The 19,202-nt window shown below is 28.0% G+C and carries 11 protein-coding genes; all 11 read left to right on the top strand.

Annotation, left to right across the window (positions count from 1 at the left end; all coding sequences use genetic code 11):
* The first annotated feature begins 28 nt into the window (after window positions 1-28).
* The 11 genes from FDK22_RS00475 to FDK22_RS00425 all read left to right on the top strand — a co-directional run bounded on the left by FDK22_RS00475 (window position 29) and on the right by FDK22_RS00425 (window position 19,194).
* On the top strand, window positions 29-925 hold the full coding sequence (locus FDK22_RS00475) for a branched-chain amino acid ABC transporter permease (RefSeq protein WP_138150811.1): 897 nt from the start codon (window positions 29-31) through the stop codon (window positions 923-925).
* Window positions 926-942: 17 nt separating this feature from the next.
* A complete protein-coding gene (locus FDK22_RS00470; protein ID WP_212744974.1) occupies window positions 943-1,974 on the top strand; it encodes a branched-chain amino acid ABC transporter permease in 1,032 nt (343 codons plus the stop codon).
* The gene (locus tag FDK22_RS00465; RefSeq protein WP_138150809.1) at window positions 1,971-2,738 is read left to right on the top strand and encodes an ABC transporter ATP-binding protein; all 768 of its coding nucleotides are present in this window, start codon (window positions 1,971-1,973) and stop codon (window positions 2,736-2,738) included. Before FDK22_RS00470 ends, FDK22_RS00465 begins: the two co-directional genes overlap by 4 nt.
* Window positions 2,731-3,426 (top strand): ABC transporter ATP-binding protein, encoded by a 696-nt coding sequence (locus FDK22_RS00460; protein WP_138150808.1) that lies wholly within the window; start codon window positions 2,731-2,733, stop codon window positions 3,424-3,426. Before FDK22_RS00465 ends, FDK22_RS00460 begins: the two co-directional genes overlap by 8 nt.
* Window positions 3,427-3,533: 107 nt before the next feature.
* A complete protein-coding gene (locus tag FDK22_RS00455; RefSeq protein ID WP_138150807.1) occupies window positions 3,534-5,312 on the top strand; it encodes a 7TM diverse intracellular signaling domain-containing protein in 1,779 nt (592 codons plus the stop codon).
* The gene (locus FDK22_RS00450; protein ID WP_138150806.1) at window positions 5,309-5,989 is read left to right on the top strand and encodes a response regulator; all 681 of its coding nucleotides are present in this window, start codon (window positions 5,309-5,311) and stop codon (window positions 5,987-5,989) included. Before FDK22_RS00455 ends, FDK22_RS00450 begins: the two co-directional genes overlap by 4 nt.
* A gap of 101 nt (window positions 5,990-6,090) precedes the next feature.
* Window positions 6,091-6,921, top strand: coding sequence for a CARDB domain-containing protein (locus FDK22_RS00445; RefSeq protein WP_138150805.1), 831 nt, complete (start codon window positions 6,091-6,093; stop codon window positions 6,919-6,921).
* A gap of 1 nt (window position 6,922) precedes the next feature.
* Entirely contained in the window at window positions 6,923-8,503 is a 1,581-nt protein-coding gene (locus tag FDK22_RS00440) for a BamA/TamA family outer membrane protein (protein WP_138150804.1), read from the top strand.
* A gap of 25 nt (window positions 8,504-8,528) precedes the next feature.
* Window positions 8,529-16,700, top strand: coding sequence for a hypothetical protein (locus FDK22_RS00435; RefSeq protein WP_138150803.1), 8,172 nt, complete (start codon window positions 8,529-8,531; stop codon window positions 16,698-16,700).
* Entirely contained in the window at window positions 16,694-18,628 is a 1,935-nt protein-coding gene (locus FDK22_RS00430; protein ID WP_138150802.1) for a fibronectin type III domain-containing protein, read from the top strand. Before FDK22_RS00435 ends, FDK22_RS00430 begins: the two co-directional genes overlap by 7 nt.
* Window positions 18,616-19,194: a hypothetical protein gene (locus FDK22_RS00425; RefSeq protein ID WP_138150801.1), complete on the top strand. Its 579-nt coding sequence runs from the start codon at window positions 18,616-18,618 to the stop codon at window positions 19,192-19,194. Before FDK22_RS00430 ends, FDK22_RS00425 begins: the two co-directional genes overlap by 13 nt.
* The last annotated feature ends 8 nt before the right edge of the window (window positions 19,195-19,202 follow it).

Genomic DNA, 19,202 nt, shown 5'->3' with positions numbered 1-19,202 from the left:
GTTTTTTAATTAAATTTTTGGAGACTTAATGGATATTTTAACGTTTATGCAACAAATGGTAAATGGATTCTCTTTAGGATCTATGTATGCCTTGATTGCAATTGGTTATACAATGGTATACGGTGTGTTAAGGTTAATAAACTTTGCACATGGTGATATTATGATGGTTGGTGCCTTTTTAGGTTATCTCTTTATGGCTGTATTTGAATTGCCATTTGCATTTTCAATTCTTTTAGCTGTTGGTATTTCAGCTGCTTTAGGTATGTTAATGGACAAAATCGCTTACAAACCTTTAAGAGAAGCTCCAAAAATCTCTTTACTTATTACAGCAATTGGTATTTCATTTTTCTTAGAAAATGCCTTTACTGTTTTTGCAGGTGGAGTTCCTAGGGCATTCCCTGTTCCAGTTTATATGGAAAATATTTTTAATGTTGCAGGTATTACTTTTTCAGTTTCATCTATTGCAGTACCAGTTGTAACTATTATCTTATTATCTGGAATTTTATATGTTTTATATAAAACAAAATATGGAATGGCGATTCGTGCACTTTCATTTGATATTAAAACAGTTAATTTAATGGGTGTTGATGCAAATATGATTATTGCAATTGTTTTTGCCCTTGGATCAGCTCTTGCTGCAGTTGGAGGTTTATTTTGGGCTATTAATTATCCTTCTGTTGAACCGATGATGGGAGTTTTAGTTGGTCTTAAAGCTTTCGCTGCTGCTGTTGTTGGTGGGATTGGTTCAGTAACAGGTGCAGTATTAGGTGGGTTTATTATTGGATTTACTGAAGTTGTTGTTATCGCATTTTTCCCTGAACTTGGTGGATATAAAGATGCCTTTGCCTTTATCTTTTTAATTTTGGTGTTATTATTTAAACCAACTGGAATTATGGGTGAAGATTTAGAAAAGAGTAGGTTTTAATTATGATAGAAGATAAAATATTTACAAAACAAAGATTAATTAATCTTTCAATTATAATTACAGCAATTTGGTTTACATGGTTTGCCCAAAACTTTTTTGATGAATATACAGTTAGAATTATCAATAATGTTGCAATTTTTATAATTTTAGCCGTTTCATATAATTTAATTAATGGTGTTACTGGACAGTTTTCATTGGAGCCAAATGGTTTTGTTGCTATTGGTGCATATGTTGTTGCAATTTTAACAGTTGATGCAGAGGGGATGCTTTATCAATATGATATTGAAGATCCATCAGAATGGATTCTTGCAATGCAAGCAGAATTTATTTGGGCACTGTTACTTGCAGGTATAATCTCAGCACTTTTAGCACTATCTTTATCTTTCCCTGTATTTAGAGTAAGGGGAGATTATCTTGCTATTGTAACACTTGGTTTTGGTTTTATTATTAGAATTTTAGCTATTAATAATCCACAAATTACAAATGGTTCTTTAGGTATTAATGATATCCCAGAATTTTCAAATCTATATTGGACAGGTGGAGCTGCTATTTTAACTGTATTAGCTATATTAAATATTATCTATTCAAAATATGGTCGTGCTATGAAAGCTGTTAGAGACGATGAAGATGCAGCAACAGCAATGGGTGTTGATACTTTTAAAATTAAAACTTTAGCTTTTACAACATCAGCATTTTTTGAAGGAATTGGTGGTGGATTATTAGCGGCATTATTAACATCAATTAGTCCTGATTTATTTACATTCTTCTTAACATTCCAATTATTAATTATAATTGTTTTAGGTGGTCTTGGAAGTACAACTGGAGCAATTTTAGGAACTATTTTTGTGATGGCAGGATTAGAATGGATGAGATTCTTAGATGAGCCAATGAATCTATTTGGTTATGAAACTGAAGGGCTTCCTGGAATGAGAATGGTTGTATTCTCACTTATACTTATTATTGTAATGTTATTTGCAAGGGAAGGTCTAATGGGTAAAAAAGAGCTTTTTGAATTAAAGTTTTTTAAAAAGAAAAAGGATGTTAAATGATTTTAGAAGTATGTAACGTAACAAAAAAGTTTGGTGGTGTTACAGCTATAAAAGATACATCTTTTCATGTTAATGCCAAAGAAATCTATGGTCTAATAGGTCCAAATGGTGCTGGTAAAACTACAATGTTTAATATAATTACTGGTAATTATGAGCCAACAGAGGGTCAAATAAAATTTCATGGACAAAGAATTGATGGGATTAAACCCCATAAAATTGTTCATAGAGGAATTGCAAGAACATTTCAAAATATTAGATTATTTACCTCAATGACTGTATTGGAAAATATTTTAATTGGCTTTGATTATCAAGCAGAATATACATATTTAGAAGCGATTTTAAGGCTACCACGATTTTTTAAAGAGGAAAGAAGAGTTAAAAAAAGAGCTTTAGAGATTATGGAAGTTCTTGGAATTGCAGATTATGCAAATGAAATGGCAACTTCACTTTCATATGGACAGCAAAGAAAAGTTGAGATTGCAAGAGCCTTGGCTGCTTCTCCACAGCTTCTTTTATTAGATGAACCAGCTGCAGGTATGAACCCTCAAGAAACCCATGAATTAGCAGAACTTTTCTTTAAAATTAGAGATGAATTTGATGTTACAATTTTATTAATTGAACATGATATGAAGTTTGTAAATAAACTTTGTGATAGAGTTATGGTTTTAGATTATGGAAAAACAATCTTTGAGGGTGATATTAAAGATGCAATTAAAGATGAAGAAGTTATAAAAGCTTACCTTGGAGATTTTAAACATGCTTAGTGTAAAGAATTTAGAAGTATTTTACGGTTTAATTAAAGCTGTAAAAGGGGTTGATTTTGAAGTAAAAGCTGGACAAATTGTTTCACTTATTGGAAGTAATGGTGCAGGAAAAACTTCAACTCTTCAATCAATAGTAAATGATGTAAAGAAAACTGGTGAGATTATATTTAATGACTTAGATATCTCAAATCATAAAACCCATAAAATTATAAAAGAGGGGATATCTTTAGTTCCAGAAGGAAGAAGAGTTTTCCAAAATCTTACAATTGAAGAGAATCTTAGAATGGGTGCATTTAATCAAGATGAACTTTATGAAGAGTATCAAGAAAGAATGTTTAAACTATTTCCAAGATTAATTGATAAAAGGGGTCAATTAGGTGGAACTATGAGTGGTGGAGAACAACAAATGCTTGCAATTGCAAGAGCTTTGATGTCTTCTCCAAAACTTTTGATGCTTGATGAACCATCTTTGGGACTTGCTCCTAAAATTGTAGGTGAATTATTTGAAACAATTGTTAAATTAAAAGAGGATGGAATTACTATTTTATTAGTAGAACAAAATGCCTTTGCTGCTTTAGAGATTTCAAATTATGCCTATGTTTTAGAAAATGGGAAAGTAGCTTTAGAAGATGAAGCTAAAAATTTAATCACTTCAGATGAAATAAGAAAAAAATATTTAGGTGGATAAAAACTTATATAAAATAATTTCTTTTATAAGATAGTTATTAAAATATTATTATTTAATGCTTACTTAATTTACAATCCTATAAAATAAATATATTATTAAGGTATATTATGAAGTTTTATAGGTTTGTTTTTTTATTAACACTTATTATAATAATTTCTTTAAATGCACAAGATTTTAGTATTCATAAAGAGATACAAATATTTATAACTACAAAAAAATTAAAATTAGAAGAAGCAAAAAATTCAAAATTTGATTTATTCTCCAAAGAACATATAAATTATGGGTTTAATTCTGATATGTATATTTGGTTAAAAGTAAACCTTAAAAATTTAGAAAATAAACCCAAAGACTTTATTTTAGAGATTAATAATCCCCTTTTAGAACATATAATCTTATATTATGATGATAAGATAAATACAAGTGGTATGTTACATATTGATAAAAGAGAAAAATATATAAATCCATCATTTACTTTAAGTTTAAAAGCTAATGAAACAAAAACATATTATTTAAATATAAAGAATAGTACTACTGCCTTACAATTTTCGATATTAATAAGTGATTTAGAAAATTTTAAAAATTATGATTTATTAAAACAATTTTTAATAGTTTTTTTTATTGGAGTTATTTTAGCTTTTATTACATATTCTTTTTCTTTGTTTATTTATACAAAAGAGAAAAGCTATTTATATTATTGTATTTATATCTTGACCTTGCTTTTTCAACAACTAACTTATATAGGTTTTTTACCCCTTTATGCTCCACAATGGTTTACAAATATAGATAATTTAATAGTTGTTCCAAAAGTTGGAATTATGATTATTACAGCTGCAATTTTTGCAAGAAGTTTTCTTAAAACTTCAAATTATTCTAAGATTGATAAAATCTATAAATTTGTGATATATTTTATTTTATTACAAATTTTATTTTTATCAACACCAGTTTTTTATTTCCCTGAAGTAACTGTTTTAACAGGTTTATTTTTTATATTTTTTAATCTTTATAGTTCAATTTATATTTACAATAAAGGAAATAAACAAGCTAGATTTTTTATTATTGGTTGGACTTTTCTTTCAATAGGATATTTCTTATCTATTATTGATGCCTTGGGGATAATCTCTGTTATGTATTTTTTACCACCTTTAATTTTGATTTTGACATTAATTGAGGCTTTATTTTTATTACTAGCCTTTATTGATAGATTAAGTATTTTACAAAATGAGAAACTACAATTAGATAAAAAGTTATATGAAGAGTTAGAAAAAAGAAATATTATTGTAGAAAAAGAGGTAAAAAAACAGACTAAATCTTTAAAAAATCTTTATAGAGAGTTACATCATAGGGTTAAAAATAATCTTCAAATTATTCTTTCAATTTTAAACCTACAAAGTTCAAAATTAGATAATAGGTATTCAAAAGATGAATTCTTAAAATTAGAAAATAGGATAAAAGCTATTTCAAAAACCCATGAGATTTTATATCAAAATGACAATATAGAAATAATAAATATGAAAGAATATATAAAAAAGCTATGTATGGATTTGAATATTTCATATTCTTTGAAAGATATTGATTTTAAATTAAATATTGATGCAAATATGCCTATAAAAGAGGCTGTTTATGTTGGGATTATTATAAATGAACTACTATCAAATAGTATAAAATATGTAAATAATCTTGATAGGTTTGAAATCACATTAATAAAAAAAGCAAAAGAATATTTTTTAGAGGTAGCAGATAATGGTTTAGGCTATGACTTCCAAAAAATGAGAAAAAACTCTTTGGGCTTAAGTTTAGTATATGGTTTAGTTACAGAACAACTAGGTGGAGAAATAGAATCTAAAACTAAAGATGAATGTAAGTATATGATAAGGTTTAAAATATGATACCTGTAATGATTGTTGAAGATGAATTAATAGTAGCAATGGAACTAGAAAATTTTATAAACTCAAAAAGTGAGTATAAGTTGGTTGCTAGGGTTAATAACATCGATGATGCTTTATATTGTGCATTAGAATATAAGCCACAAGTTATTTTAATGGATATAAATATAAAAGGGAAAAAAGATGGAATAACTTCTGCTTCCTTAATTGGTGAAAAAATAAATACTACCTTTATATATCTTACTGCTTATTGTGATGAAAATACTGTTAACAGAGCTTTAAAAACAAGTCCTGTTAGCTATTTACTAAAACCTTTTAATAGAGAAGAATTATATGTAGCTCTTAAACTCGCTTCAAATACTTACCATAATTTGTACGAAAATTGTAGTAAAGTAGGAGATATCTTATTAGATAAAGAATTTAGTTTTGATTCTGTTAATAAACAACTTATTTTAAATGGCGAATTTATTCATTTAACAAAAAGAGAAAAAGAACTTTTAAATCTTTTAATTAAATCTAAAAATTCTGTAGTCTCTATTTATGATATGGAAAATGAGATTTGGCCAGATAAGTTACCAAATGAAAATACTAGACGAACATTAGTTTGTAGATTACGCATAAAATTGAACAATAAATTTATTGAAACTATCCCTGCAATAGGATACCGCATAAATATTTAATCTTTACAACTTTACCTTTAATTAAAATTTAAACTTAATTGCAATGTTTTTGGAATGTTATCTTTTTATAATTTATTTAGTAATTATATAAAAGGAAGAAGATGAAAAAGATTGTAATTCTTATGTTTTTAACATTTAGTTTATTTGCTAGTAGTGATTATGATAAAGATATAATAGTTCTTGATCAATCAAGGGATGATAAAGTAAAAATTGTATTTAGCGATATGATGCAGTTTTATGAAGAAGAAGATTCATCAAGTTTTTTTTCTTATGTATCTGAAGATAGATTTATTCAGGATTTTATGACATTTACTGAAGCGATTGATGAAGATTTTAGAAAGTATGAAATTATTTCATTTGATAGTTGGATTGAAAAAATAACAAGTGATGGTGTAAAAAGATATCTTTATGTTAAATGGGAAAAAAGATATGAGACTAATTTAGGTGGAAACCAAACTACAAAAACAGGCTATTCTAGATTTTTATTTGATGAGATAAATGGGGAATACAAATTAATTGAATTAGCAGGTAACAATTTATGGGGAGACTCTTTAGCTGAATGGAGAGATGAAGTTCCAACTATCCCTGGTCAAGAAATTTATGATGAAGTTTCAAGTTCAGGAACTAGTGGTCTACCTGATTTAAGAATAAGTGCCATTTGTCCAAGTGGATTTGGTGGCGCAATGCCTATGACTCTTACAATTAGAAATATTGGTAGTGGTCCTACAAATTCAGGTTTCATAGCATATGAGGTACCTGGTTCTTTCCTTCCTGCTGGTCCACAGTACAATAATGACTTAGAAGCAGGTGAATCAGTAAATATTGATATTACTGCAGATTGTTATGATGGTAATATTATTATCGTTGATCCAGATGATCTTATTGAAGAGGAAAAAGAGGGTAATAATACCTTTTCATTACAGGTAAATTAAGATGAAAAAATACATTAATTTATCTTTAATTACTTTAGTAAGCACTATGGGGGCTTCAACTTTTAAATTAGAAGAATCATGGAAGTTAGAAGGAAGACTTAGTGGATATTTTCAACATATAGATGTTGAAGGTCAATCAAATAATACAGAAGGTTTAACTCAATCTCAAGAGTTAAACCTAAATTATCATGGTCCATTATACGAAGGAAATGCTGGAGTTAGGGTAAAAGCAAGAGCTACAAATGATGACCGTATTCAAGATAATATGGCAGAAATTCAATATTTTAATGGACATTATACAAATAAATATTGGAAACATGAAATTGGAGATGTTGCAGCTTCAATGAACCCATATGTTTATGGAGGTTCCTTAAAAGGTTTTAAAACAGTATATAAAAGTGACAAAAAAGAAAATAAGTGGGATTATAAGTTTATACTTGGGGTTAAGAAGTCACAATGGAGAGAAACTTATCAAACAGTTGAAAGTGAACCTCTTGATACTTATACCGCTGCCTTTGAAGCAAAATATACATATGAAAGAGCAAAGGAAATAAATCTTAGTGTTGTAACTTTAAAAGATGATTTGTCTTCTGCAGATAGTTCAAGTGCTCCAGGTTCAAAAGGTTTAACTTTTGGAGTTGATGGTAAATGGAGATTTAATAAATATATAACATTAAAGGGGCGAACTGCAGTTTCCCATAGTACAGATGATTTAAGAGCAGGTAAAGAAAGTAAAACAAAAACAGCTATACTAGTAAGACTATTAACTAGACCTGTATTATCTTCTGTAAAAAGTAATTTTCTTTATCAACGAATTGCACCAGATTTTGTTTCTGTAGCAGGTTCAGCAAATTCAGATAATGAAAAAGTTGAAAATATGACTACTTGGAGAATAAACAAACAGTTGTCAAGTAAACTTAGTTTTAAATATGATAGAGATAATCTTAATGGTTCATTAGGAGATACTCAAAATACTTATTATGAAGCTGTAAATATTACATATAAACCTGAGTTTTTGAAAAGATCTAATATTGATCTTAGGTTCACAAATAAAGATGTTAGGGGCAGAGGTTCTGACAATAATAGATATACAATAGATTTAAGTGGAAACTATAGAACAACTAGTGGGTTTCGTTATTCATTAGCTTACAATTTTTCAGATTTAAAAGATTATGTGACAACAACTTCTTCACAAAAAATAAATAATATTAGATTTACATTAGGATATAAGAAAAAACTTGAAAATGATAGTTTTTATCGGATTACAACAAGTTTAGATGCACAAAATGTAAATCAAAGTGGAAATAGTCAAGAGAAATTTGGTTTAAAAGTTGATGCTGGCTATCAATATAATAAAAAATTATCTATGGACTTATCATATATTTCAAGAAATACTTATATCGATAATGCAGATGATACTACTAATTCAACTTATCAATTTAGAACAACTTATCGCTTAGATGATAAGGGTAAACAAATAGTTAGATTATTAGTTGAAAAACAAGTATATGATGTTGAACATAGTTCATTATCAAGTTACAACGAGCACAAAGGAAAGTTGTCTTACGTATATAATTTTTAATTTATTTGTTTAAAAAGGAACTCATATGATAAAAAAAATATTTATTTTTATTCTCTTTTGTGTATCACTTTACGGAAATGTTCAACTTGCAGATGACATTGGTTTTGTTGATGATATCACTATCAATGGTAGAGAGTTTGAATCTTTAGAACAAAGAACTATTGAGTTTTATGAAGAAGATTTAAAAGATGGAAAGGTAGTTATTACAGGGCTTCTTGAATCAACAGAAAAAACAATAGGTGTAGATGATTTATTTGTTGAGATAAGTACAAATGGTGGCAAATCATGGTTTAGAGCATCAGGTCATGATGATTGGGAATTTTCCTTTGAACCAAAAATAGGGTATATATATGAGTTTTCATTAAGAGTTGTTAGAGAAAGTTCAACATTAGATAATACTTTGGAGTTTCCAAATCAATTTAATATTTCAGGGTTTGTTTTAAGTTTAAATGAGGGTTTTGAATATAATGGAACCACTTTATCAGGAAATGGAACCATATATGTTCCTTGGCTACAAAATTTTGGTCTTGAAGGTAATATTAATGTTGAGTTTAATAATCTTACCTTTGAAGAGGATAGAATTACTTCAGGTAATATTGAGTATACCTCTTCTCTTCAAATTGTCTATGAAGATATTACTTTAGATATTTCAAAACTTGTATTTAATGCCCAAGATGGAAAAAATACTCTTGTTTCAACATTAAGTTCTACTTCAAATGAGTTATTATCTTCATTACCTAACACACAAATAGATTCTTTAATCTTTGATACAAATGGAATCACTGGAATAATTGCATATTCAAATGATGTAAATTTTGATATTTGGGAAGAGCAAAATGTAAAAGTTTCTTTTAGAAGCTTGAGTATTGATTTCTCTTTAAAAATGACAACTGGACTAAAGCTAGGAATATCAAATTTGGATGCTTCATTAAAATTTGGTAATTTATTAGGTTCAATAGAAAAAAGACTAGAAATAGCTACAGATGAATTAGGTAAGAAAATAAATGGGGTTTATAGTTGGAGTGAAAATAGTAAACAAAAACTAATAGATGATGGAACTATATTCCTATCACAAAGTGTTGGTAAATTAAATTTAGAAGATTTAAGTAATCCCAAAATTGTTTTTGATACAAAAATAGATTTAAGTCAATATGGTTCATTATTTTCAAATATAAATGAGATATCTATAAAAGATGTAGTGATTTCAAAAACTGGATTAAGTTCAGAGTTTACAACAGCATTAAATCCAATTTCTATTTGGGAAGAACAAAATGTAAACTTGGTGTTTAATGGAGATATTGGAATTAATTTAAGTTTAAAAACTTCAGGTGTAGATATTAATATAAATACAGGAGATATTCAACTTGAATTTGGAAATCTATTTGATTCTGCAACAGCAGAACTTTTACCTTTAATTAATGAGGCCGGTGAGGCAAGTGCATCTAAATTTTCTTGGGTAGTTTCAGAAAGTAAAAGTCTAAAAAGTGATGTAGATATTTTATTAAGTCAATTATCAGGAGAGCTTGATTTATCAAATCTTACTAATCCTATTATATCTTTTAATGCAAATGCTAATTTAAGTTCTTATGGAGGTTTATTATCAAAGATAGAATTAGCTTCCATAACAGATGCCCAAATTTCAAAAGAAGGTTTATCTGCTAGTCTTGGTATTTTAATTGATTCTTTGGATATTTGGAAGGGTAAAGGTGTAAAATTACAATTTTCACAAGATAGTATACCAACTTTGAATCTAAGTTTAAGTATTTTAGGTGAATTGGATTTCTTCTTTGAAAACTTTGATGCCACAGTTGATTTTGGAACACTTTTGCCTGATACCGTTGCCTCTTTAGAAAGTTTACAAGATGGAACAATGGATTTAGTCTTTAATAATCCATCTACAATATATCTTTTAAATCAAAAAAATAAATTAGAACAGTTGGATGCAAATTTAGATTTATCGAAACTTGATAATCCTAAAATATCATTTACCTCTTCATTAAAGTTATTAGACTATACAGGTGTTTTATCACAAATTGAAACTCTAGATATACAAAGTGCTTTAATCTCAAAAGATGGATTTGAAGCAAGTGCTAGTGCCTCTTTAAGAAGTATAGATATATGGGAAGAAAAAAATGTAAAACTTAAGTTTAATAATTCCCCTATTATATCTCTGTCAATTGGAGATAAACTAGACTTTTCAATAGATGATTTAGATGCCTCTTTAGATTTTGGTGATTTGTTTGATGGCGCAACAACAAGATTAAATGCTTTGCAAGATGAAGCAAATAATATAGTTGCCAATACTTACTCTTGGGGAATAACAAGTAGTAAACAAATAGTAAGTGATGCCAAAGAAAAATTAAAAGATTTAAATGGAAGTCTAAATTTACAAGATTTAGAAAATCCAAATATCGTTTTCAATGCTAATTTGGATTTAAGCTCTTATGGGGGTGCATTTGCAAGTATTGAAAATGCACGAGTCAGTGATGCAAAGATTTCTAAAAATGGATTAAGTGCTCAGGCTTCATTAAATATAGAGCATATAAATATATATAAAGAAAAAAATGTAAAGGTACAATTTAATAGTAACCCTACATTAAAACTTTCATTAACAACAAGTGGCTATAATGTTGGATTATTCCATTTAGATGCTTCAATAGATTTTGGTACACTAATCCCAAATGCAACTGCAAGTATGAAAAGAGTATTAACTACCTCAGAAATTCAAAATACACTTTCTGATGCTGAAGATATATATAATCAAGGACAATCATTTATTGAAGATGACTACCAATATAGTTGGGATTTATCAGGTTCATATAATTTGTATGGAAATGAGATTTTATTAAGTTCTTTAGGGGGGACAATTGATTTTTCAATTTTATCAAATCCAGTTGTTTCACTAGATGCAAATATATCATTTAATGAAAAAAGTTTTCTTTATTCTTATGCTCAAAATGTTGAGTTATTAAGTGCAACAATTTCTAAAGATGGATTTACCTCTAAAATTCAAACTCAATTAAATGATATCCCCATTTGGAATGAAAAGAATGTAAAACTAGATTTTAATGAAAGTGATTTTCAAAAACTTTCACTGGGTGTATCATCTTCAGGATTTAAGATTAGTTTAGATGAGTTTAATGCAGAACTTGATTTTGGAACACTTATAAATGATACAAAAACAAGAATAAATACTTTAAGTGCAGGGTTGTTTTCATGGGATTTAGGACCTGTTCGTAAAACATTACTTAACAGCTCTATAAAACTAAAAAATTTATTAGGAACAATAGATTTAACTGATATGAAAAATCCAATTATTAATCTTGATGGGGCAATAAATCTATCTTCATACTCTTCTTGTTTTGAATCTGTTGGGGATATAATATTAAGTAATGCACAGATTTCAAAATCTTCATTTAAAACAGAGTTATCGGCTCAATTAGAAGATATACCAATCTATCAAGAAAAAAATGTAAAACTTATTTTTAATGATAGTACTATTCCAAGTTTTAATTTTGAAGTTGATAGAGATGGAATAGATTTTGGAGTAAAAAATATATCTGCAAAGCTTGATTTTGGAGATTTATTAAATGGAGAGATATTAACCCTAAGAAATAAAGTAAATAGTGCCACAAATAAGATTCAAAGAGTAGTTTCTCAAGGGAAAAGAGAAGTTAAAGATTTTTCTAAAAAGAGTAAAGAGGTACAAAAAGCACTTGATAATTTGAATGGAATTTATACTTGGAGTGTATCAGGTTCTAAATCTTTTCTTTCAGATTCAAATGGTTCAATAGTTGTATCAAATTTAGCAGGGGAGCTTAACTTACAAACTCTAAGTAATCCAATTATAGATTTCCATGCATTAGCAGATTTTACTAATTATAATTTAGCAGGGTTTGATTTTGATGCTGAAGTTGAAGTTGAAAAAGCAAAAATATCAAAATCTGGAATTGAATGGAATTTAGGAATATCTAATGGAAGTACAGAATTTACTGTATTAGATTTAGGAGTAAAAGAGGAAGATGTAAGAGTTGAGCTTTTTAACATCAATGCAAGTACAGGTACAGCTGGAACACAAGTTAGCTCAGCTGCTGGCACACTGTTTTTAGGTAACAAACTTTTTGATGGAACAGTTGAGCCTATAGCTTTAGCATATGATGGAACTAAATATACTTTTAGTTCTACTCAAGAATTAACTTATACCTATGAAAATACTGTTTTAAAAATAGCAAATCCAACGGGGAGTGTTAGTAAAATAGGTGATAAGTATGAGGTTGTTTTTTCAGGAAATGCCCAGTTCTTCACTGATATTTTAAAAAATGTGGGTGTTCCAAATATAAATCTAAGTGGATTAAAAATTAGTTCAACAGGATTTAAAGCAGATCTAAATACTACTTTTGAGCCAATTCAAAAACATACTCTTTTGGGTGATAAGGTTAAACTATCTTTATCTTCAATTGGTATAAAAATAGACTCTACTTTAGATATTCCAATTATAGTTAATAGTATTGATGGAGAGATTGATTTATCTTCTTTATTTAATGAAGCAGAAGCTTATGCAAAAACTGCAATAGCTTATACTAATTCACAATTAACATTTGATTTTAATGAAAAGATATTACATTTAGGCTTAGATAATAAGTTTGAATTTAAAGGTTTAAGTGGTTCTTTTAATATGAATTCTTTAGATGAACTATCAATGAGTTTAAGTGGTAACTTTGGTTATAAAGAGTGGGAAAATATAGATTTAGCTTTAGAGGATTTTACAATCTCTTCTAGTGGAATATCTGGAACTATTGGCTTAGGTGAAGTAAGTACTTTAGAGACAACAATAGCTAATCTAGTGATAAATGAACTTAGTATAAGTTTTCTTAATACGACAAATGTATCTGGAAATATTAAGATGCACTATTCAAAAGATGGATTTTTAGGTTCATCAGAAAAGTTTACTTTTGATATGGGAACACAAATCTCTTTAGATGGGGTAGATTCTTTTTCTTTAGATTCAAATGCCTTAAAGGCTATCCCTATAGAAAACTTTGCAACTATGACATTATTAGGTGTAGAGACAAATTTAGATATGGAAGATTTTTCTTTATCTTTTAATGGGACACTTCAACCAAACCATAGTTTGCTTTCATCTTTAAGTGCAGTCGAATTTGATGGTTTAGAAATTTCAAAAGATGGTATAAGTATAGATTCTATCTCTTCAACTCAAACAATTTCTGGTGCAAGTTTTGATTTAGCAGGTATGACATTAACCCTAACAGAGCTTGGTCTAGGATATAAGGTTTCAGAAGAGTTATTGTTTTTTGAAGCTGCAGGTAGTTTAAATTTGGGTATTACAGAAGCTGGTGCGGGTATGACTTTTTATAGTAATGGTACATATGATATTAATCAGATTGAACTAAATGTTAGTGAACCGGCAATTATTTTATCAGGAAAATTTGATTGGTATGATGCAGACCCAACTTATGGAGAAGGGTTTGCAGCTACAGGTTTAAATCTTGGTGTAGGGGGCATTTTTAATGTTGAAGGTGCCTTTAGAATAGGAGAAAAAAGCTCAAAGAGATATTGGATGGCAAGGGCACTTTATTCAAGTAGTGCAGGTGTACCATTAACTCCTATTCCTATCTCTTTATACGGTTTTGGTGGTGGTGCTTCTTATGGTATGGAAATCCAAAGAAGTGAAGATAGTTTTGATACAAGGTTTATTCCCAATGGAACAGAAGATATTATTGTTACTGCATTAGTAAAAATGGGTACAAGTGATGTTGGTTATACTTGGCATGGAACTTTAGGTATGGATATAAACCTAGCTACTGGTGTTACAAGATTGGATGGAATATCATACTTATTAAGTGATTTAAGCTTAAGTCCTGAAGAAAGGGTTATAACAGCAGAAGTTGTTTTAGGAACTTCCCCTTTTGAAATATCAATTGATGGTGGAGTAGATGTAAAATATTTAGCATCAGATTTTGAGTTAGTTCATCTTTTTGGTAATGGAGCATTAGCTTATACTAGTGCAAGAAAATATGTCCACTTGGGTACAAAAAATGAACCAATAACTTCACGAATCTTTGATTTAGCTCAAGCACAATCATATTTAGTAATTGAAAGTGATTTATTTGCTTTAGGAAGTAGGTTTAGTTCTAGTGATAGATGGAGTAAATGGGGATTTGGAATAGGATATGATACAAATATTGGCTTTGATTTAGAAGCTGGTTTTGGAAGAAAGGTATATATAGATTTACAAGCTTATCTTAGAATGGCAATAGAAGCTAGAGTACCAGTAAAAGGATGGTTTGATTTAGCAAGTGTAAATGGAAAAGTTAGGTTTAGAAGTCCAAGCCCAACAATATTTAGTTTATTTTTAAAAGGTTGTGCAATAGGTAAATGTGCAAAACATACCTTTTATATAGTTGGTAAAAAACCTAGTTCCTTAGATAATCAAAATATGAGTATTTTAAAAGAGGTTGAACCTTTCCATGATACTGATTTTTCTTTAAAACCACTTCTTAAACTAGGAACTGTCTTTCCTAATGATGGAACAATGCAAGAGGTGGGAAGGGAAAACTATTGGTTTACAATTACAAATGTAAAACTTGTAGATACTTCAAATCCTACAGTTAGTAAGAGCTTAAATTCAAGCAGAATTGATAATAAAACCATAGGTTATATGCCTCAAGAATTATTACGCCCAAATACTCAATATAAGCTTACTGCTGATGTTCAATGGTTAAGAAAAAATAATATTGATACTAATGTTTTAGAAAAAGTTGAAAAAGTTGAAAAGATATTTACTACAACTGATGAAAGTTTTTTACCTTATTCTGAATTAGTTGCAAAGGTAATGCCTGAAACTGGTTCTAAAGATATATCTTCTACAGCAAAAGTTAGAATCTATTATTCACATTTAGCAAAGGAATTACCTCAAATGAATAATAATTATGTAGCAAGTGTAATAAATAGTAAAAATGAGGTTTTAGAAGGAACTTGGAATGATTTTTCATGGGATACAAATAAAGGAAAATTTGGAGAAATCCTTGAAAATACAGTACTACTTCCTGGTAAAAAATTTACTCCAAATGAGCCTTTTAATACCTATCATTTTTGTTTAAACAATAGTACAGGAGAGATAAAAGAGACTGTTGTAAGATCAGATGGGAAATACTATAACCCATTTAGGTCATATACAGTTGATGGTGAAGATGATGGGATGGAATTTGATTCTTTAAATATTGATAATTCAGGATTAAGTAGAACCACTTCTTTAAATAATAGTAGGCTTTCAAATAATATGGCAGCTAGAGTTACAGCGCAATCACTTGGAGTTAGTGAAGAAATTTTTACTGATTTAAATTTAGGTGAACCTTCTGTATCAAATGATTCATTTACATACTATTCAACTAATAAATATATGATAAAAGTAAAAGATGTGGCAAATGATAAAATAGTTTATATCTCATTTTTTGAAGCAAAAGGCTCAGGAAATCAAGGGGATCAATTTGTTTATTTAACTAATAATATAAATGACATTGATGCAAAAATAGATGTTGAAAGGTCACTTGTTGTTAAAGATGGACAGGAATACAATGTAAGAGCAATAATTAGTAGATATGAGCAAAGAGCCATGGGGAACCAATTTCCAGTTTGTGATGCAGATACTAATTTAGGTGAATTAGCTGCACAATATGGTAACCCAATCTCAAGAACTTGTGCAACTTGTGGGGACTGTGAAGAGCATAGAACTCAGGCTCTAGCTGCATATAAAGAGCATTCTCCTAATATTAGAAAAGTTACAATAAACTCAGGTATAAATAGAAATGAATACCCTAATGTTTTCCCTGTAGTTGATGTAGTTTATGAGGATGAATTAAACCCAGAAAATACATTAAGCAAACAATATACATTGCTTTATGGTGATTATATAGATAATTTATATCAACTAAAATTTGATGGAATTGAGAAGATAAAAGAGGCCACTATTAAGTATTATATTGCTCAAGAAAATACATTTGGAAGATTATTAAGTGAAGGAAGAATTGAACCCGTTGTAACTAAACAAGTAATTATTTTAGATTCAGGTTTAGATGATATTACAAGAGCAAATGAAGATTCTAAAAGTATTTATGAAAACAATTTTAGTCCAGAAAATATTCAGTTAAATAGTAATCAAGGAGTATCATTATGGTAAGAATTATATTGATTTTTAGTTTTTTAATAGTAAATATTTATGCAAATAAATTACCAGAAAAAAATCTTGCAGTTTTTTCAAAATATGATGGAGATGCAGTTTTAATAAAATGGGTAATACCAAATTTAAATAAAGAGTATACTTATAAACTATACAGAACTAATAATCAAAATAAAGTTTTATTATCAACTTCTAGAAAAAAAACCTTTGATGAGGTAAAAGATAAATTTGATAAAGATGCCTTACTTGCCCTTTATCCTTATAAAAATGCTAAAACTATTGAAAAAAAACTTGAGGCTAAATTATTTTTAAATGATATTCAAAGATTAATGCCTTCAATAATCTCATTTCGTACAGATTTAGCAAAAGCCTTTGGTACTTTTTATAAAGATAAAACAGTCAGGTTAAAACAAAAGTATAGTTATGAGATAGAAGTTTTAGAAAATGATAAAAAGATTCTTTCTAAAAGCTTTGATATATATACTTATAAAAGAGCAATATCTCCTACTCCTCTTGGTTTAGAAGCTAAAGAAGATATAGATGGAATAAACCTTACATGGCAATTTGATTCTCTATTTTACGGATATAATATCTATATTAAAAAAAGCCCCTCTAAACAATTTGTAAAATTAAATAAAAGTCCAATCTCAATAAATACACAAAGTGATTTGTTTTATAAAGATAGAACATTAAAAAGATTAGAAACTGCTCAGTATAAAATTACTACAGTTGATTTTTTTGGTGAAGAGAGTGCTTTTAGTAACACTGTGACAGGATACTTTAAAGGTGATTTATCTACACCTAAGATTAAATACCTAAATGTATCTATTAATAATTCAAGGGTTAAGCTTCTTTGGAATAAATTAAAAGATTCAAAAACTTTTTATAATGTTTATAGAAGTAATTTAGTAAATGGTAAATATGAAAAATTAAATAAAAAAAAGATTTCTACAAATTTTTATGTGGATAAATCGATTGATGCTGGTAAAAACTACTATTATTATGTAACTACTATTTCATTTTTAGGTGAATCAAAACCCTCATCAAAAAGATTGGTTTCAGCACTTGATGTAGTTGCACCAAATAAAGTTAGTAATTTAAAAGCCGATGTAAAACCAGGAAAAATAAATTTAGTCTGGGACAAATCAAAAAATAAAGATATACTTGGTTATCGTGTATATTTTGCTATGGATAAAGATGATAAATATTATGCAAGAGTAAATAAAAAAGAGATCAAAGATAATAAATACACTCATGATTTGCCAAAAAACTTAAGTAGATTTAATTATTATTACAAAGTAACAGCTGTTGATAAAAGGTTTAATGAAAGTGATGATTCAAATATAATTAAAGTAAAACTTCCTGATGTTGTTGCACCAAAACAGCCGGTATTTTCAGTATATAGGGTTTATAGTAATAAAATATATTTGCAATGGGCTCCAATATATGATTATGATTTAAGCCATTATAATATTTATACTCAAGAGGGGACAAAATTAGTAAAGCTGAACTCTAAGAAACTTCTAAAAACTCAATTTGAACTTATTAATTATAAATTGCAAGGTATGAAAAAGTTTATTGTAACAGCTGTTGATAAAAGTGGTAATGAGTCTATAAAGAATAAACATATTTTATTAAGTGAAAAAGATACAAAAGCTCCTATAATTAAAAACATAAATTATGTACAAACTAAGGATGGTATAGAAATTTCTTTAGATATAAATGATAATGATTACAATGGTTTTGAAGTTTACAGAAGTAGTGGTAAAAGTCTTGCCTTTTATAAAATCTCAAATTTTATAAAAATAAAATCTTATATTGATAAAACATTATCAAAGGATACTAAACAATGGTATCAACTATGGGTTTATGATAAAGCTGGGAACATAAAGAAAAGTGATACAAAAGAGATTTTATGGAAAAATTAAAACACTTTAGATTTGTTTTTCTTTTTAACTGTTTAGCTTTATTAATAGGATGTGCAGAAAATCAACAAATCTCTATATCCTCAAATAAAAACTTAAGTTCAAAAAAAATAAATCAAGTTAGTTCAAAAAAAGAGAATATTTCTTCTTTTATAAAATCAAAAGAAATTGATATAAAGGAGATGAAAATAGAAAATAGAAATGGTATTCTTTTTGTTGAAGATAAAATAAAAGAATATGTGATATCTTCTAATGGTTTAGACTATAATTCCCACTTATCTCGTGATAAAAAAATTTTAGTTGTAGATGTATTAAAGACAAACAATCTTCAGACTATAGAAATTTTTTCAAAAAAAGACTCTAGTATATTTAAAAGAGTAAAAAGTAATTTAAAAAAAGATCTTTGGAATAGCAATTTAAAAGATAAAACTTATAAGTTTAAAGATATTAAAAACCCTCAATTGAAATTTTATAAATGGGTTGGTAATGATACTTTTGATTTAACACTATCCTATGAATTTAATGATAAATTTTATGAAAATATGATTCGTTATAATGTTTATAATTAAAAGAATAA

The sequence above is a fragment of the Arcobacter arenosus genome (assembly GCF_005771535.1).
Lineage (GTDB): Bacteria > Campylobacterota > Campylobacteria > Campylobacterales > Arcobacteraceae > Halarcobacter > Halarcobacter arenosus.
Note: the sequence above shows the minus strand (reverse complement) of the source record. Positions and strands in the feature narration are given on the sequence as shown.

Coding starts and splice junctions, on each gene's coding strand:
- FDK22_RS00475 (WP_138150811.1), top strand. CDS start 29: ATGGATATTTTAACGTTTATGCAACAAATGGTAAATGGATTCTCTTTA.
- FDK22_RS00465 (WP_138150809.1), top strand. CDS start 1,971: ATGATTTTAGAAGTATGTAACGTAACAAAAAAGTTTGGTGGTGTTACA.
- FDK22_RS00460 (WP_138150808.1), top strand. CDS start 2,731: ATGCTTAGTGTAAAGAATTTAGAAGTATTTTACGGTTTAATTAAAGCT.
- FDK22_RS00455 (WP_138150807.1), top strand. CDS start 3,534: ATGAAGTTTTATAGGTTTGTTTTTTTATTAACACTTATTATAATAATT.
- FDK22_RS00450 (WP_138150806.1), top strand. CDS start 5,309: ATGATACCTGTAATGATTGTTGAAGATGAATTAATAGTAGCAATGGAA.
- FDK22_RS00445 (WP_138150805.1), top strand. CDS start 6,091: ATGAAAAAGATTGTAATTCTTATGTTTTTAACATTTAGTTTATTTGCT.
- FDK22_RS00440 (WP_138150804.1), top strand. CDS start 6,923: ATGAAAAAATACATTAATTTATCTTTAATTACTTTAGTAAGCACTATG.
- FDK22_RS00435 (WP_138150803.1), top strand. CDS start 8,529: ATGATAAAAAAAATATTTATTTTTATTCTCTTTTGTGTATCACTTTAC.
- FDK22_RS00430 (WP_138150802.1), top strand. CDS start 16,694: ATGGTAAGAATTATATTGATTTTTAGTTTTTTAATAGTAAATATTTAT.
- FDK22_RS00425 (WP_138150801.1), top strand. CDS start 18,616: ATGGAAAAATTAAAACACTTTAGATTTGTTTTTCTTTTTAACTGTTTA.